The sequence below is a fragment of the Nonomuraea sp. NPDC049480 genome (genome assembly GCF_044465905.1).
Classification (GTDB): domain Bacteria; phylum Actinomycetota; class Actinomycetes; order Streptosporangiales; family Streptosporangiaceae; genus Nonomuraea.
On the sequence record NZ_JBITMD010000003.1, the window covers coordinates 672,386 to 689,192 of the forward strand.

Genomic DNA, 16,807 nt, shown 5'->3' on the forward strand with positions numbered 1-16,807 from the left:
CCGATGGGCCGGCGAGTACGTCGTGGTCCAGCAGGATGAGGAAGCGCCGCTCCGGGCACCGCATGATCCGCATCTTAGGATGTCGCGGTCCGTCTCCCTCATGACTTCTTCACAGGCGCGAAGAGGGCGGCCAGTTCCGGGATGCGGGCGCGGTAGCCGTCGAGCAGGGCGCGGGCCGTCGAAACCGAGTCCACCAGCGGGTGCAGGGCGAACGCCTCCACCGCCAGGTGCGCCGAGCCCGTCAGCGCAGCTTCGATGGTGGTCTGCTCGACCGCCTTCACCTGCTGGACCAGGCCCAGGAAACGGCCGGGGAGCGGGCGGGTGGCCAGCGGGGTGACGCCGGCGGCGCCGACCGAGCACGGGATCTCCACGACCGCGTCCTCGGGCAGGCCGGGCACGGCCGAGCCGTTGCGTACGTTGAGGATCATCGTCGAGGGCTCGCCGCGGGCGATGGCGGCCATGAGGGCGAGCGCGATGCCCTCGTACCCGCCCGCTTCCAGGTCGGCGGCGTCCCGCTCGCCGGCGTCGGTGGCGTCGCGGGCCTCGGCCATGTATGTGGCGTCGCGCTGCCTGCGCGCCTTGCGCCACTCGGCGAGCGCCTGGCCGGGCCGCGCCCGGACGGCCGCGTAGAAGGCGTCCTGCTGGCCGATCAGGGACTCCCCGCGGGTCTGACCGGAGATCGCGGCGATCGACTCCCGGGTGAAGTAGTAGTAGTACAGGTATTCGTTGGGGAGCGCGCCCAGCGTCCGCACCCAGTCGGGGCCGAAGATGCGGGCCTCCTCCACCTGCCGCAGCGCCGTGTCGTCGGCCAGCAGACCGGGCAGCACGTCGTCACCCTGGTAGGTCAGGCCGCGCAGCCAGCCGAGGTGGTTGAGCCCCACGTAGTCGGGCGACACGCGGGCAGGATCGAGCCCGAGCGCGGCGGCGGCCCGCCGGATCAGCCCGATCGGCGAGTCGCAGATGCCGATCACGCGGTCGCCGAGCACCCGCCGCATGGCCTCGGTGATCATGCCGGCCGGGTTGGTGAAGTTGATGACCCAGGCGCGGGGCGCGAGCGCGGCCACCCGTTCGGCCACGCGGACCGCGACCGGGATGGTGCGCAGCCCGTACGAGATGCCGCCGGGACCGGTGGTCTCCTGGCCGAGCAGGCCCAGCTCCAGCGCGACCCGCTCGTCGGCGGTGCGGCCGGCCAGGCCGCCGACGCGGATGGCCGAGAAGACGAAGTCCGCCTCACGCAGGGCGGCGTTCAGGTCGGTGGTGGTCCGCACCGAGGGCGGGGAGTGCCGGCCGGCGGCGAGCCGGCTCAGGACGTGGCCGATGGCCTCCAGCCGCTCCGCCGACACGTCGTACAGCACCACCTCCTCCACGCGCGGTTTCGCCGCATCGCGCAGGAGCGCGCCGTACACGAGCGGCACCCGGAAGCCGCCGCCCCCGAGAACGGCCAGTCTCATCCTCACCCCTTCACGTGAGCAGCACCTCGGCGCCGGCGGACGCGCAGTTGCGCAGCGTCGCCTCGTCGGCACCCTCGTTCGTCACGATCACGTCGATGTCCTCGGGCCCGCACACCCGCAGGGCGCCGGTGCCGGGGAACTTGTGGCGGTCCACGAGCAGCACCACCTGCCCGGCCGCCGCGATCATGGCCCGTTTCAGCGGCACCTCGGCGAGCGTGGTGTCGACGAGCTGCCCGTCCGGCCGCACGCCGCTGGCCCCCAGGAACACCCGGTCGGCCACCACCTGACTGAGCGCCGCCTCGGTCAGCACCCCGACCAGCGAGTGGTACGGCCGGCGCACCATGCCGCCGAGCAGCAGCAGCTCGACCTCCGGGTCGGAGCGGAGCACGTCCAGCACGGCGAGGCTGGAGGTGACCACCGTGACGCGGCGGCCGCGCAGCCGCCGGGCCAGCCGCATGGTGGTCGTCCCGATGTCGAGCAGGACCACGTCGCCGTCGGCGACGAGCTGCGCGGCGCGGCCGGCCACGGCCTCCTTGTCCTGCTCGTCGACCGGGGCCACGGCGGAGAAGGGCCGGTCGGCGTCGGCGTCCACGCCGGCCAGGGCGCCGCCGCGGACGCGCCGCAGGGTGCCGTCGCGGTCGAGCACCTCCAGGTCCCTGCGGATGGTGGAAGGGCTGACGCCGAGCTGGCTGGCGAGATCGCGAACGCTGGTGGCGCCCGAGAGCCGGACGCGGCGCATGATCTCGGCATGCCTGAGGCGCTGGAGCACGGCGCGAGTGTATCAGTCAATTTCGCGCATGAGTAAGCATTTTGCTCCAAACACTCGCGTAAAACACTTGAACTGCGCGAGTAAACGTGCAAGATTGCGCACATCCCGGTGTGTCGAGGAGGACCCATTCCGTGTCTGTCCAGGCGTACGACCCGCTCGCCGACGAGCGGACCCCGGAGGGGCCGCAGTTCGACGTGTTCCTGGCCGGCACGGTCTTCCTGGACATCATCTTCACGGGCCTGCCCGCGATGCCCGAGGCCGGCACCGAGATCTGGGCCGAGGGCATGGGCTCGTGCCCGGGCGGCATCGCCAACCTCGCCATCGCGACCAGCCGGCTCGGCCTGCGCACGTCGCTGGCCGCCGCGTTCGGCGACGACGACTACGGCGACTTCTGCTGGCGCACGCTGGAGCAGCAGGAGTCGGTCGACCTGTCGCGGTCGCGGCGCTTCGAGCACTGGCACTCGCCGGTGACGGTGTCCATGGCGGTGGACCGCGACCGCAGCATGGTGACGCACGGCCATCCCGCGCCCATGACGGCGTCCGAGCTGATCGGCAAGCCGCCCCGCTCCAAGGCCGTGATCGTGACGCTCTCCGCCGAGGAGCCGCTGGGCGCCCCCGGCAGCGCGTGCAACTGGGCCGAGCTGGCGCACCACGACGGCGCCCTGATCTTCGCGGACGTGGGCTGGGATCCGTCGGGTGACTGGTCGTCCACGCTGCTCGACCAGTTGTCGGTCTGTCACGCGTTCCTGCCGAACGCGACCGAGGCCATGGCCTACACCCGCACCGACACGCCGCGCGACGCGCTGTACGCGATCGCCGACAAGGTGCCGCTGGCCGTGGTGACCGACGGGGCCAACGGCGCCATGGCCATCGACTCGCTGACGGGCGAGGAGGCGTTCGTCCCCGCGCCGCGGGTGACGGCGCTCGACCCGACGGGCGCGGGCGACGTGTTCGGCGCGGGCTTCGTGCTCGGCACCCTGTGCCGCTGGCCGCTGAGCGACCGGCTGGCGTTCGCAGAGGTGTGCGCGGCGCTGGCGGTGCAGCAGTTCGGCGGGTCGCTGGCCGCCCCCGGCTGGGGGGACATCGCCGACTGGTGGCACGAGGTGCGGGAGGCGGCCGGCCACAGCGGCGCCTACGGCAGCTCGCTGGCCCGCCGCTACGCCTTCCTCGACCGGCTGGTGCCGACCGTCCCGGTCGGCGCGGTGCGCCGCGCGGTCGCCACCATCGCCCGCTACGCCGACGTCGGAACAGGTCACCGCACGACCCCCGCCGACGGCGAGGACCCGGATACGCCTCGCGTGCCTGCGCAAAAGGAGTGACACCATGAACCCCCCGACGCGACACCGGACCCTCGCCGTGCTGGCCGCGAGTGTCCTGGCTCTGGCCGCGTGCGCGCCCGGCTCCTCCGCTCCGCCCGCGTCGTCCCCGGCGTCCTCAGGACCGCCGAGCGCGGTGCGTACCGACGCCTCGGCCCTCGGCGACGTCACGCTCACGGTCTGGGACCAGGAGGTGCGCGGCGGCCAGGCCGCCCAGATGAAGCAGCTCAACGACGCCTTCCAGGCCAAATACCCCAACATCAAGCTCAACCGGGTGTCGCGCTCCTTCGACGACCTCAACACCACCCTGCGCCTGGCGCTGAGCGGCAACGAGCCGCCCGACGTGGTGGAGGCCAACAACGGCCGCTCGGCGATGGGCGCGTTCGTGAAGGCCGGCCAGCTCCGCCCGCTGGACCCCTACGCCGAGGCCTACGGCTGGAAGCAGCGCTACCCGGAGTCCGTGCTGCGCTATTCGCGTTACAGCGCCGACGGCAAGCTGTTCGGCGAGGGCAACCTGTACGGCCTGCCGCAGGTCGGCGAGGTCGTCGGCATCTTCTACAACCGCGCCAAGCTCACCAAGCTCGGCATCCAGCCGCCGAAGACCTGGCCCGACTTCGAGGCGGCGCTGGCCACGGCCAGGGCGGCCGGCGAGGTGCCGCTGCAGTTCGGCAACCTCGACAAGTGGCCGGCCGTCCACGTGTTCGGCACCGTGCAGGGCCGCCACGTGCCGCCCGGCCAGATCGGCACGCTGGCCTTCGGCCGCAAGGGCGCCTCATGGAACACGCCCGAGAACACCGCGACCGCCGAGCAACTCGCCGGCTGGGTGGACAAGGGCTACTTCGCCAAGGGCTTCAACGGGCAGGGATACGACCCGGCGTGGCAGGCGTTCGGCAAGGGCCAGGGCGTCTTCATGATCGCCGGCACCTGGCTGCTCGCCGATCTGCAGAAGGCGCTCGGCGACGACCTGGGCTTCATGCTGCCACCGGGCGCCACGGCCGGCGCGCCGCCGGTCGCGACGGGCGGCACCGGGCTGCCGTTCGCGATCACCGCCAAGAGCCCCAACCCGGACGCGGCGGCGGCGTACATCAACTTCATCACCACCGCGGACGCCATGAAGGTGCTCACCGACACCGGCAACCTGCCGGTCGCCGAGACCGGGCAGCAGAAGGTGGCGGCGGGGCCGCAGCAGGACGTCTTCAGCGCGTTCGGCACGATCACGGCGAAGAACGGGTTGGTGCCGTACCTGGACTACGCCACGCCGACGTTCGCCGACACGCTGGGGGCGGCGCTGCAGGACCTGCTGGCGAAGAAGGCGACGCCGCAGGAGTTCCTGGCCACGCTCGAGAAGGACTACAAGACGTTCGCCGAGAGCAACGGATGACCTGCCGATGACTGAGGTCCGGCCTCCCGGGGAGCCGCGCCGCGTCGCCTACCTCTATCTGCTGCCGGCCTTCGCCGTCTACGCGGCGTTCCTGCTCTTCCCGATCGGCCGCGCGGTGCAGTTCTCGCTGTACGACTGGGACGGGCTGTCGCTCGGCCGGTGGGCCGGACTGGACAACTACGCCGCGATCGTCGCCGACGAGGGGTTGCGTGCCGCGTTCGGGCACGCGCTGGTCCTCATCGTCTTCTACGCGCTGATACCGCTGGCCCTCGGGCTGACGCTGGCCGCGATACTCAACCACGCCAAGGTGCGAGGGCTCGGGTTCTTCCGCACCGTGGTGTTCCTGCCCCAGGTGGTGGCCATGGTCGTGGTGGCGGTGGCCTGGCGGCGCGTGTACGCCCCGGACGGCACGCTCAACTCGCTGCTCGGCGCGCTCGGGCTGGACTCGCTGACGCGGGGCTGGCTCGGGGACTACACGTTCGCGCTGCCCGCGGTCGGGGTGGTGGGGACGTGGTTCGAGACGGGCCTGGTGACCGTGCTGCTGCTGGCCGGGATGAGCCGCATCCCGGGCGAGCTGTACGAGGCGGCGCGGCTCGACGGGGCGGGCGCGGTCAGGGAGTTCTTCGCGGTCACGCTGCCGTCTGTGCGCGGGGAGATCGCGGTCGCCCTCACGCTGACGGTGATCGCCGCGCTGCGGACGTTCGACCTGGTGTACATCACGACGCGCGGCGGCCCCGGCACCTCGACGTCGGTGCCGTCGTACGAGGTCTACCACCGGGCCTTCGGGCTCAGCCAGGTCGGCTCGGCCGCGGCGATCGGCGTCACGCTGACCGTCGTGATCTTCGCGATCTCGTTCGGGATCAACCGGTTCGCGGACAGGAGGATCTCGTGATCTCGCGGGGGGAGCGGGTGGCCAACTACGTCATCCTGTCGGTGTTCGCCGCGTTCGCGCTCTTCCCCATCGTGACGATCCTGTCCGCCGCGCTCGGTCCCGCCGACAGCGGCGGCACGGCCGGGCTGGGGAACCTCGCGGCGGCGTGGGAGATCGGCCGGTTCGGCACCTATCTGCGCAGCAGCCTGGCCGTGTCGTCGTTCGTCGTGGTCGTCAGCGTACTGCTGTCGATCATGAGCGGGTACGCGTTCGGCACGATGCGCTTCCGCGGCCAGTCGGTGCTGTTCTACCTGTTCATGCTCGGGATCATGATGCCGAGCGAGGCCATCGCGGTGCCGCTCTACTTCGACCTGCGCACGCTCGGCCTGATCGACACGTTCTGGTCGATCGCGCTGCCGCAGGTGGCGCTGTCGGTGGCGTTCGGGACGTTCTGGATGCGGGCGTACTTCCGGGCGTCCAACCGGGCGATCGTCGAGGCCGCCCGCATCGACGGCGCGTCGACCTGGCGGATCCTGTGGCAGGTGCTGGTGCCGCCGGCCAGGCCCGCGGTCGTCACGCTGACCGTGCTGGTCTTCATGTGGACGTGGAACGAGTTCCTCATCCCGCTGATCATGGTGACGCGCGAGTCGCTGCGGACCGCGCCGCTGGGCCTGGCCTTCTTCCAGGGCCAGTACACCTCCGGCTTCACCCTGCTCGCAGCCGGGTCGGTCATCGTCGCCACCCCGGTCGTGATCTTCTACTTGTTCCTCCAGCGACACTTCGTCCGCGGGCTGCTCCAGGGGGCCGTCCGTGAGTGAACCCCGGGAGGTTCCATGCGCCTGCTGATGGCCGCTTTACTGCTGCTCACGCCACCCGTGCCCGCCGCGTCGCCCGCCGGGCCCACCGGGTCCGCCGGGTCGCCCGCCGGGTCGCCCGTCGACCTGGACGCGCTGTTCGTCGGCGCGCACCCCGACGACGAGGCGTTCACGCTGTCGACGCTCGGCCAGTGGAACGAGGACCACGACGTCCGCGCCGGCGTCGTCACCGTCACCCGGGGCGAGGGCGGCGGCAACGCCGTCGGTCCCGAGGAGGGGCCGGCGCTCGGCCTCCTGCGCGAGGCCGAGGAGCGCACGGCGGTCGCGAAGGCCGGCGTGCGCGAGGTGTTCAACCTGGACGACGTCGACTTCTACTACACGGTGAGCGCCCCGCTGACCGACCAGGTCTGGGGCGGCGACACCCTGGAGAAGGTCGTCCGCGTCGTACGCCAGACCCGGCCCGAGATCCTGCTGACCATGGACCCGGCGCCGACGCCCGGCAACCACGGCAACCACCAGGAGGCCGCGCGGCTGGCCATCGAGGCGTTCTACGCGGCGGCCGATCCCAGGAAATTCCCTGAGCAGATCACCCGCGAGGGGCTGCGGCCCTTCGCGGCCGCCCGGCTCCTCACCGGCGGCGGGCGCGGCACCTCGCAGACCGGTCCGTCCTGCGCCTCATCCTTCCGGCCCGCCAATCCCGCGCAGAACGTGTACGGGGTGTGGAGCGGGCGCGCCTCCCAGGCCCAGGGCGGCCGGACGTGGGCCGCGATCGAGCGCGACGCGCAGCGCACGTACGCCTCCCAGGGCTGGGCCGTCTTCCCCGACGTGCCGTCCGACCCCAACCAGCTCGGTTGCGACTTCTTCACGCAGGTGGACGCCCGGGTGCCGGTCCCCGCGCCGGGGAGTCAGGCCGCGGCGGCGCCCACGGCGATCCTCGACGGGGCGCTGACCAGGGCGAGCGGGACCGTCCCGCTGGGGACTCTGCTCGGACTGCGGACCGGCGCCTTCGACGTGCGGCCGGGGACGCCGTTCACCGCCGAGGTGACCGCGACCGCGCCGCCCCGCGAGCCGCTGGGCCGCTCCTCCGTGGAGCTCCGCGTGCCCGAGGGATGGGCGGTCAAGGGCTCCGGCGACCTGGGACGCATCGCCGCCGGCCGCACGGCGTCCGCGACGTTCACGGTGACACCGGCCCAGGGCGCCGCCGCGGGGCGGGCCCGCGTCGGGGCCGTGCTGACCACCGAGCGGGGGCGCGGCTACACCGACCGACAGGTCGAAACCAGTCCGGCCGTGCGCGGGCAGCAGCAGCTGCTGCCGCAGGTCGCCCAGTACGAGAAGTGGGTGGCCGACCTGGGCGTGCCGCAGCTGCGCGGCCTGGTCACGCCCGTGCTCACGCTGCCGTCCGGCGCATCCAGGCAGGTCGGCGTCGTGGTGACCAACGTGAGCGACACGACCCGGTCCGGCACCGTACGCGTGGACCTGCCCGCCGGCTTCTCCGCCGACCGGACCGAGGCCGCCTACCGCGACCTGGCCGCCGGGGCCTCCACCACTGTGCCCTTCACCGTCACCAACACCGACACCTCGCTGAAGACCTCCAACGAGGGTGGCGACTACGCCTACACCATCACCGTGGACGGCGCCGTCACGGGCCGGCCGGCGCTCGAGCTCGTCCCCGCGACCACGATCCCGCAGGCCGCGTCGGCGCCGGTCGTCGACGGGGACGACGCCGATTACGCCGGGCCCGCCCTCGACATCTCCCGGCTGTGGGAGGGGAGCGCGTGCTCGTCGGCCGCCGACTGCTCGGGCACGGCCAAGCTCGCCTGGCACGACGACACGCTGTACGTGGCGGTGCGCGTGAAGGACGACGTGCTCGGCACGCGGCTGGCCGCCTCCGACTGCAAGCGCCACTGGCGTACCGACTCGGTGGAGGTCACGCTCGATCCCCGCGGCACCTCCGAGAACACCTCCACGACGTTCAAGACCGCCGTGCTGCCGGTGACCGCCGAGGGACCGCCCTGCGCCCTGCGCGACGCCGACAACCGCCAGGGCCCCGCCACGGGCGTGCGGATCGCCTCGAAGACCGCCGCCGGGGAGTATTCCGTGGAGCTGGCCATCCCGATGGAGGTGCTGCCGGGCGCCGTCGATCCCGGACATCTCGGGCTGAACATCCTGGTGTACGACTCCGACACCCAGGACAAGACAGGGCAGACTCGCATCGGCTGGTCGACGTGGGGCGGCGTGCAGGGCGACCCGTACCGGTGGGGCGTCGCGACGCTGCCGGGCTACCGTCCTCCCGCGGACCGGCCGGTGCCGGATCCGGTGATCCCCGACACCGCTCTGTCCAGTTTGGACTCACCGCAGTCGCTGGAGCAGGCGGTCCGCGTCCACGTCCCGGTGGCGGGTGGTCCCGCGGCGGAGGCGCCGGTGAGCGGCCGGGTGATCTCGGCCGCGCGCGCCGGGGACGGGGTGAAGGTGACGCTGCGTACCGGTGCGGGCGGCAAGGCGCACCTCTTCGTCCGCGACGGTCAGGGGACGGCGGGCGGACGTGTGGTCACCGTGCCCGGCAAGGGCACGACGACCGTGACGGTGCCCCTGACCCGCGCCCTGGCCGCCTCCCCGGCGGTGGTGGCGGGCTGGGAGGCGTCCGCCGGCGGCACGACCGCCTCCCAGGTGCGGGTGCGCTGACGAAAGAGAAAGGGGATCGCTATGGCGTCGTCCTGGTCGGGGGACGGCGGACGAGCAAGGCCCGGCCAAAATCGTTCGCCTTAACCGCTGGAGGACAGATAGCGTCCCCTCTGTGCGGGACGAGGTCTACCACTACAACGAGGAACGCTGGGAAGCCCTGGTGGAGGCGGACGCGTTGTTCACCCGTCCCATGCTCGACCTGGACGCGGAGAAGGCTCGGGCTTATCTCGGCCTGGACAAGCTGGGCATCCCCGGCGACCTGGCGGGCCGGAAGGTGCTCTGCCTGGCGGGAGGAGGCGGGCAGCAGTCTGCGGCCTTCGCGCTGCTCGGGGCCGACGTGACGGTTCTCGACATTTCCTCCGGGCAACTGGAGCGGGACCGCGCGGCCGCTGAGCACTACAGCGTCGGCATCCGCACGGTCCAAGGAGACATGCGGGACCTGTCGGCCTTCGAAGACTCCTCGTTCGATCTGGTCTGGCATCCGTATTCGCTGACCTTCGTCCCGGACTCCCGGATCGTTTTCCGCGAGGTCGCGCGAGTCGTCGAACGAGGCGGCTATTACTACCTGATGTGCGCCAACCCGTTCTTCTCCGGGCTCACCCACGACTCATGGAACGGGGAGGGCTACACGCTGAAGCAGCCCTACACCGACGAGGCCGCGACCTGCTATCCCGACCAGGACTGGGTCTACGACCGGAAGCCGGTCGGCGACCGCATCCGCGAACCCAGGGAATACAGGCAGACACTCAGCCGGATCGTCAACAGCCTGATCCAGGAAGGCTTCATGCTGAAGCTCCTGTCTGAAGTCCGAGGCGATTACCCCGGTGCGGAACCGGGCAGTTGGGCGCACTTCACAGGGGTGGCCCCGCCGTGGCTGGAATTCGTCTGGCAGTACCACCCGGCAGCCCTGGAAGGTGAGGGCGTCCAGGGGCACGGGTGACCGCGGACCATCGGGAAGGTTCCCGGCATTGACACTCACGTTGAAAGCGCTCAGGAAATGATGCCGGAGTGCAGGCGCATCATCTCCATGACTTCGACTTCCATCCCGGCGAGTCAGAAGTACGACTGTTCACCCTGCCTCGGGCCGGCGTGCTGCGTGCTGACGAGGAAGCGGTGGTCCACGAGGTTCGCCACGGCGACGTCGTGCTGCGGCACTACGCCTTCGCCGGCCACTGGTTGCACATCAACGTGACGACTGACCTGTCGGGGAACCTGGTGGAGACAGGCCCACGGGCGGGCGCTCCTGGTAGAGGCGTGGCCAGTGCCATCACGATGGGAACGGCCCGGTGATCATGCGGATCTTCCGGTGTCCGGGGTTCGTCCGGTACCCAGAGCCGATGGCGCGCACGTAAGTGGGCCGCGCCAGTGCTGGGGGAGACTGGCGCGGCCCTGGTCGCCGGGGAACCGTCCCATGCCCTGGAGGTGGCCGGCGAGATCAGAGGATCTAGTGCCTGAACTGCTCTTCCTCGGTCGAGCCGCGCAGCGCGGTCGTCGAGGAGTCGGGTGCCACGGCGGTGCTGACGAGGTCGAAGTAGCCGGTGCCGACCTCCCGCTGGTGGCGGGTGGCGGTGTAGCCGCGCTGCTCGGCGGCGAACTCGGCCTCCTGCAGCTCGACGTAGGCCGTCATGCCGTCGTTCGCGTAACCCTGCGCGAGGTCGAACATCCCGTGGTTCAGGGAGTGGAACCCGGCGAGCGTGATGAACTGGAACGTGTACCCCATGTGCCCCAGCTCCCGCTGGAACTTGGCGATCGTGGAGTCGTCCAGGTGCTTCTTCCAGTTGAACGACGGCGAGCAGTTGTAGGCGAGCATCTGGTCCGGGTACTCGGCCTTGATCGCCTCGGCGAACTCGCGCGCCACGTCCAGGTCCGGCGTGCCGGTCTCCATCCACAGCAGGTCGGAGTACGGCGCGTACGCCAGGCCGCGCGCGACGCACGCCTGGATGCCGTTCCTGACCCGGTAGAAGCCCTCGGCGGTGCGCTCGCCGGTGGCGAACTGCTGGTCGCGCGGGTCCACGTCGCTGGTCAGGAGCGTCGCGGCCTGGGCGTCGGTCCGCGCGATGATCAGTGACGGGACGCCGCAGACGTCGGCGGCGAGGCGGGCGGCGTTCAGGGTCTTGATGTGCTGCCCGGTCGGGATCAGCACCTTGCCGCCCAGGTGGCCGCACTTCTTCTCGGAGGCGAGCTGGTCCTCCCAGTGCACGCCCGCGGCACCGGCCGCGATCATGCCCTTCATCAGCTCGAACGCGTTCAGGACCCCGCCGAACCCGGCCTCGGCGTCGGCCACGATCGGTGCCAGCCAGTGGGGACTCTCGATGCCCTCCGACCAGGTGATCTGGTCGGCGCGCAGGAGCGCGTTGTTGATGCGGCGCACGACGGCGGGCACGGAGTTGGCCGGGTAGAGGCTCTGGTCCGGGTACGTCTGCCCACCCAGGTTCGCGTCCGCGGCGACCTGCCAGCCGGACAGGTAGATGGCCTTCAGGCCGGCCTTCACCTGCTGCACCGCCTGGTTGCCGGTCAGCGCGCCGAGGGCGTTGACGTAGTCCTCGGTGTGCAGCAGGTTCCACAGGCGCTCGGCGCCGAGGCGGGCGAGCGTGTGCTCCTCCTGGATGCTGCCGCGCAACCTGATCACATCTTCGGCGCTGTACGTGCGCTCGATGCCCTCCCAGCGAGGGTCGTTGTCCCACTCGTCCTGCAGCTGCTCAGCAGCTCCCTTGAGGCGATCGATCATGTTCACTCCTTGTGTCGTCCCCTGGGTGCTCACGCCGAGTCTCTGCCCGGGAGGGCCCGGCCAACAGCGGTAATCTTGGAGAAGAATCGCGAAAATTCTCAATATGTCCATTACTCGCGGGTATTCAACAGAGAAGAAATCGACAGTTTTACCTTTGGCCTAGACCAATCGGCGCGTGCGAAGAGTGGGTCCGCTCACCGTGCGTGTCGGCGGCGCGCGGGAGACCCCGGGCTCCCGTCCGGCCGCGGGTGGCCCGGCAGGCCGGTCCGGCGAACGCTAGAAAATGGCCCGATTTTCTGTCTAGTATTCGTCCATGGCGTCCTTGCTAGGCGAAGAACCGCTGTCTTTGACGCAGGAGCTCGATCTCATCGCGTTTGGCCAGCGCCTGCGCCACCTGCGCAAACAACGCGGCCTCACGCTCTCCGACCTGGGCTCGCGCGTCGGCAGGGCGCCCAGCCAGCTGTCGCTGCTCGAGAACGGCAAGCGCGAGCCCAAGCTCTCACTGCTCAAGGGGCTGGCGTCCGCGCTCGGCGTGCCGGTCGAGGAGCTGCTGCGCCGCCAGCCGCCCAACCGCCGCGCCCAGCTCGAGATCGCCCTGGAGGAGGCCCAGCGCGACCCGATCTACGCCGCCCTCGGCCTGCCGCGCCTGAAGGTCTCCGCGCGCGTCCCGAACGACGTCCTGGAGCACATCCTCGGCCTGTACGGCGAGCTGCGCGCCCGCCAGGCCCGCGGCACCGCCACGCCGGAGGAGGCCAGGGCGGCCAACGCCGAGCTGCGGCGCAGGCAGCGCGAACTCGGCAACTACTTCCCCGAGATCGAGGAGGCCGCCGCCAAGGCACTCGACGCGGTCGGCTACCGCACGGGCGCGCTGTCCCAGAGCACGATCCAGAGCCTGGTGACGCACTTCGGCTACACCGTGCACACCGCGCAGGACCTGCCCCGCTCCGTACGCTCCATCACCGACATGCGCAACCGCCGCGTCTACGTCAAACACGAGCAGCTCGGCATGCACACCCCGCGCACGATCCTGCTCCAGACGCTCGGCCACCTCGCGCTCGGCCATGACAAACCCCGGGACTTCGCCGACTTCCTGCGCCAGCGCACCGAGGCCAACTACTTCGCCGCCGCCGTCCTCGTCCCCGAGAAGGCCGCCGCGCTCTACCTGCAGGAGGCCAAGGCCGACCGGGCGCTGTCGGTGGAGGACCTGCGGGACGTGTTCGCGGTGTCGTACGAGATGGCCGCGCACCGCTTCACCAACCTCGCCACCCACCACCTCGGCCTCGTCTGCCACTTCGTGCGCAACGACGCCGGCGGCATCATCTACAAGGCGTACGAGAACGACGGCATCGTCTTCCCCGCCGACGAGCAGGGCGCCATCGAGGGGCAGCGGATGTGCCTGCAGTGGTCGGGGCGGCAGGTGTTCGCCTCGCCCGACCGCTTCTCCGTCTACTACCAGTATTCGGACTCGCCCACCGGGACCTACTTCTGCGTGGCGCACGTGGATCCGTCGCGCGAGCGGGACTTCGCGATCACGCTGGGGGTGCCGTACAAGGAGTCGCGGTGGTTCCGCGGCCGGGAGACCACCAACCGCACCAAGTCCAACTGCCCCAATGGCGACTGCTGCCGGCGGCCGCCCACCGAGCTGGCCGAACGCTGGGAGGGGTACGCCTGGCCGTCGGCCCGCGCCAACTCCCACATCCTGGCCGCCCTGCCTCCCGGCTCGTTCCCCGGCGTGGACGAGGCGGACGTCTACACCTTCCTGGAGCGCCACGCGAACAGTACATAGGCTGACATGTGGCCATTCCGGGGCATAAAAGGGAGTCGGGGGGAGGTGTCGCATGCTGCCAGAAGTGTGCGGATGGTTGCGGCGCCGTACTTCGTCCGCCGGGGACTGGCCGGTCCGGGACCTGGTGGCCGCCAAGGGGGATGCCACGGTGAGCGTGGTGCTCCCGGCCCGCGACGAACGGGAGACCATCGGCGAGATCGTGGGGGTCATCCGGCGCGAGCTGGACGGCCTCGTCGACGAGATCGTGGTCATCGACTCGCGCTCCTGCGACGACACCGCTCGGGTGGCCGCGCGCGCCGGGGCCCGGGTACACGCCCAGGACGAGATCCTGCCGCAGCTCGAACCGCTGGACGGCAAGGGCGAGGCGCTGTGGAAGTCACTGGCGGTCACGTACGGTGACGTGCTGGCGTTCGTAGACGCTGATATCCGGAAATTTCGTGCTTCGTTGGTGTGCGGGGTGCTCGGACCGCTCCTCGCCGACCCCACCGTCGTCTACGTCAAGGGCTGCTACGACCGCCCGCTCAACGGCGCTCCCAACGGCGGCGGCCGCGTCACCGAGCTGGTCGCCCGCCCGCTCATCAACCTGCACTGGCCGCAGCTCGCCGGGTTCGTGCAGCCGCTGGCGGGGGAGTACGCCGGCCGCCGCTCGGCGCTCGAGCGCGTGCCGTTCCTGACCGGGTACGGCGTCGAGCTAGGCCTGCTCATCGATCTGCTCGATCTGGCCGGGCTGGACGCGTTCGCGCAGGTGGACCTGGGCTCGCGCGAGCACGCCCCGCAATCGACCGAGGCGCTGGGCGGCATGGCGTCCCAGATCATGCTGGCCGCCTGGTCCCGCCTGGAACGCCAGGGCAAAATCCAGGCATTCCATCAGCCATCCGCATATCTCGCGCAGTTCCGGCGTGGTGCGGACGGGCACGACATCATGAACCGCGACATCCGGATCGCGGAACGCCCACCAATGATCACCGTACCGGGACAAGCACTCCAGCACTGACTCCAGCGCCGCTTCCAACCCCTTGGCGCACGCTGGAATTCCGGCAGAGAGGAGCATTGTCATGGTCACCACGGATCTCCTGACGGCGGCCCGCGCGGAGGCGCTGTTCGGCAGCGATCTGCCCACCGGCTCGGCGCCGAGCGGCCCCGAGGTCACCGCCGCCATCCGCCGCGCCGTCCGGATGTACGGCGGCACGCGCGGCTGCGCGGTCGCGCTCGCCGGCGAGTACGGCGACCACCCGGAGACGGCCGCACCGCGCATGCGCTGGGCCCTCCAGATCGTCCGCACCGTGTACGCGCGATCACGGAAAGGAACACGAATCATCGCCCTTCGGGACGTTCCTGTGCGAGCTACCGATCGGTAAGGTGTTACCAGCGGTAACCCTTGATCGGAGGAGTGTGCGGCGTATGAGCGGGTTCTGTCCAGAGCTCAGTGACGAGGTGATCGAGGTACGCGACTGGGTGCACGAGTTCGCCCGCGACGTGATCCGCCCCGCCGGCGCCGAATGGGACGAACGCGAGGAGACCCCCTGGCCGGTCATCCAGGAAGCCGCCAAGGTCGGCCTGTACTCCCTGGACTTCTTCGCCACGCAGTGGTTCGAGGAGAGCGGGCTGGGGCTGCCCGTGGCGTTCGAAGAGATCTTCTGGGGTGACGCGGGCATCGGCCTGTCGATCGTCGGCACCGGCCTGGCCGCCGCCGCCCTGTCGTCGAACGGCACCCCTGAGCAGATGGGGGAGTGGCTCCCGCAGATGTTCGGCACCGAGAACGACGTCAAGCTGGGCGCCTTCTGCGCCTCCGAGCCCGACGCCGGCTCCGACGTCGGGTCCATCCGCACCCGCGCCGTCCACGACCGGGGCGACTGGGTGCTGAACGGCGTCAAGACCTGGGCCACGAACGGCGGCATCGCGAACGTCCACGTGGTCGTCGCCTCGGTCGAGCCGTCCCTCGGCACCCGCGGCCAGGCCACCTTCGTCATCCCTCCCGGCACACCCGGCCTGTCCATGGGCCAGAAGTTCCGCAAGCACGGCATCCGCGCCTCGCACACGGCCGAGGTGATCCTGGACGACGTGCGCGTGCCCGGCTCCTGCCTGCTCGGCGGCAAGGAGAAACTCGACGCCCGGCTGGCGCGCGTACGCAACGGCGAACGGGCCGGCGAGCAGTCGGCGATGCGCACGTTCGAGACCACCCGCCCGTCGGTCGCCGCCATGGCCGTCGGCATCGCCCGGGCGGCCTTCGAGTACGCCAGGGACTACGCCCGCGAACGGGAGCAGTTCGGCCGCAAGATCGGCGAAAACCAGGCGATCGCCTTCCTCCTCGCGGACATGGCCACCCGCGTGGACGTCGCCCGCCTGCTGACCTGGCGAGCCGCCTGGATGGCCCGTAACGGCAGGCAGTTCGAGCAGGCGGAGGGCTCGATGTCGAAGCTGGTGGCGGGGGAGACGGCGGTGTGGGTGACGGAGCAGGCGATCCAGATCCTGGGCGGGGCGGGGTACACGAGAGAGCATCCGGTGGAGCGCTTCCACCGCGACGCCAAGATCTACACCATCTTCGAGGGGACGTCGGAGATCCAGCGGCTGATCATCGGCCGCGCCGTCACTGGCCTGCAGGTTCGCTGAAGATGTCCGATTCTGAATCTGTGAACTTGGTGATCGATCAGCACGCTGTTCCGTCGCTGTTCCGGCAGCGTGAGTGTGTGGACTCGGAAGAAGATCCTTTGACCTGCCGCCTCCGATTACGGACAGCGACAATGATCTTCTGGTGCGGAGGAATGCGACGTACGACCACTCGGGCAGTGGAGGGTGCGTCTCGTAGGCGGACCGATCATGGTTGGGGCGGGCCCGGCCGTTGTTGACGCCGATGCGGTCTCGCTCCAGTGGACACCGATCTGGAGGGGCCCGACTTGAATGGCATTTGAGGCGGCGCTCGTGCCCGCGTGCTCGGCGTGCCGGCCTGGATCGCACCTCTTGCTCATCGGCTGGTCTGAAGTCGGATCCGGTCTGCTGCGCCAGATCTA

14 protein-coding genes are annotated in these 16,807 nt (G+C 70.7%); 11 read left to right on the top strand and 3 right to left on the bottom strand.

Translation table 11 applies throughout. The annotated features are described in order from the left end of the window. Positions 1–98: 98 nt before the first annotated feature. Together ACIBX3_RS12830 and ACIBX3_RS12835 are read right to left on the bottom strand one after the other, a co-directional pair. The gene (locus ACIBX3_RS12830) at positions 99–1,451 is read right to left on the bottom strand and encodes a 6-phospho-beta-glucosidase (RefSeq protein WP_397116211.1); all 1,353 of its coding nucleotides are present in this window, start codon (positions 1,449–1,451) and stop codon (positions 99–101) included. A 10-nt stretch (positions 1,452–1,461) separates the two neighbouring features. Continuing rightward, the gene (locus ACIBX3_RS12835; RefSeq protein WP_397116213.1) at positions 1,462–2,220 is read right to left on the bottom strand and encodes a DeoR/GlpR family DNA-binding transcription regulator; all 759 of its coding nucleotides are present in this window, start codon (positions 2,218–2,220) and stop codon (positions 1,462–1,464) included. A gap of 131 nt (positions 2,221–2,351) precedes the next feature. Between ACIBX3_RS12835 and ACIBX3_RS12840 the strand changes: the two genes are divergently transcribed. From ACIBX3_RS12840 to ACIBX3_RS12870, 7 genes are all read left to right on the top strand, one after another. Then, a complete protein-coding gene (locus ACIBX3_RS12840) occupies positions 2,352–3,539 on the top strand; it encodes a carbohydrate kinase family protein (RefSeq protein WP_397116215.1) in 1,188 nt (395 codons plus the stop codon). Between the two features lie 4 nt (positions 3,540–3,543). Continuing rightward, positions 3,544–4,917: an extracellular solute-binding protein gene (locus ACIBX3_RS12845; RefSeq protein ID WP_397116217.1), complete on the top strand. Its 1,374-nt coding sequence runs from the start codon at positions 3,544–3,546 to the stop codon at positions 4,915–4,917. A gap of 7 nt (positions 4,918–4,924) precedes the next feature. Beyond that, positions 4,925–5,809 (top strand): carbohydrate ABC transporter permease, encoded by an 885-nt coding sequence (locus ACIBX3_RS12850; protein WP_397116219.1) that lies wholly within the window; start codon positions 4,925–4,927, stop codon positions 5,807–5,809. Then, on the top strand, positions 5,806–6,606 hold the full coding sequence (locus ACIBX3_RS12855) for a carbohydrate ABC transporter permease (protein ID WP_397116221.1): 801 nt from the start codon (positions 5,806–5,808) through the stop codon (positions 6,604–6,606). Before ACIBX3_RS12850 ends, ACIBX3_RS12855 begins: the two co-directional genes overlap by 4 nt. 15 nt (positions 6,607–6,621) lie before the next feature. Next, on the top strand, positions 6,622–9,285 hold the full coding sequence (locus ACIBX3_RS12860; RefSeq protein WP_397116223.1) for a sugar-binding protein: 2,664 nt from the start codon (positions 6,622–6,624) through the stop codon (positions 9,283–9,285). A gap of 112 nt (positions 9,286–9,397) precedes the next feature. Next, entirely contained in the window at positions 9,398–10,225 is an 828-nt protein-coding gene (locus ACIBX3_RS12865; protein WP_397116225.1) for a class I SAM-dependent methyltransferase, read from the top strand. A gap of 68 nt (positions 10,226–10,293) precedes the next feature. Further along, positions 10,294–10,575 (top strand): hypothetical protein, encoded by a 282-nt coding sequence (locus tag ACIBX3_RS12870; RefSeq protein WP_397116227.1) that lies wholly within the window; start codon positions 10,294–10,296, stop codon positions 10,573–10,575. Between the two features lie 154 nt (positions 10,576–10,729). Here ACIBX3_RS12870 and aceA read toward each other — a convergent pair whose 3' ends face one another. Continuing rightward, on the bottom strand, positions 10,730–12,013 hold the full coding sequence (aceA, locus tag ACIBX3_RS12875) for an isocitrate lyase (RefSeq protein ID WP_397116229.1): 1,284 nt from the start codon (positions 12,011–12,013) through the stop codon (positions 10,730–10,732). A 313-nt stretch (positions 12,014–12,326) separates the two neighbouring features. Here aceA and ACIBX3_RS12880 point away from each other — a divergent pair, with 313 nt between their 5' ends. The 4 genes from ACIBX3_RS12880 to ACIBX3_RS12895 all read left to right on the top strand — a co-directional run bounded on the left by ACIBX3_RS12880 (position 12,327) and on the right by ACIBX3_RS12895 (position 16,409). Next, positions 12,327–13,799, top strand: coding sequence for a helix-turn-helix domain-containing protein (locus ACIBX3_RS12880; RefSeq protein ID WP_397116231.1), 1,473 nt, complete (start codon positions 12,327–12,329; stop codon positions 13,797–13,799). A gap of 52 nt (positions 13,800–13,851) precedes the next feature. After that, positions 13,852–14,793, top strand: a complete 942-nt coding sequence (locus ACIBX3_RS12885) for a glucosyl-3-phosphoglycerate synthase (protein ID WP_397116233.1) — start codon at positions 13,852–13,854, stop codon at positions 14,791–14,793. Between the two features lie 61 nt (positions 14,794–14,854). Further along, positions 14,855–15,157: a hypothetical protein gene (locus ACIBX3_RS12890; RefSeq protein ID WP_397116235.1), complete on the top strand. Its 303-nt coding sequence runs from the start codon at positions 14,855–14,857 to the stop codon at positions 15,155–15,157. A 43-nt stretch (positions 15,158–15,200) separates the two neighbouring features. Then, complete coding sequence (locus tag ACIBX3_RS12895; protein ID WP_397116237.1) at positions 15,201–16,409, top strand: acyl-CoA dehydrogenase family protein; 1,209 nt, start codon at positions 15,201–15,203, stop codon at positions 16,407–16,409. Positions 16,410–16,807 lie beyond the last annotated feature (398 nt).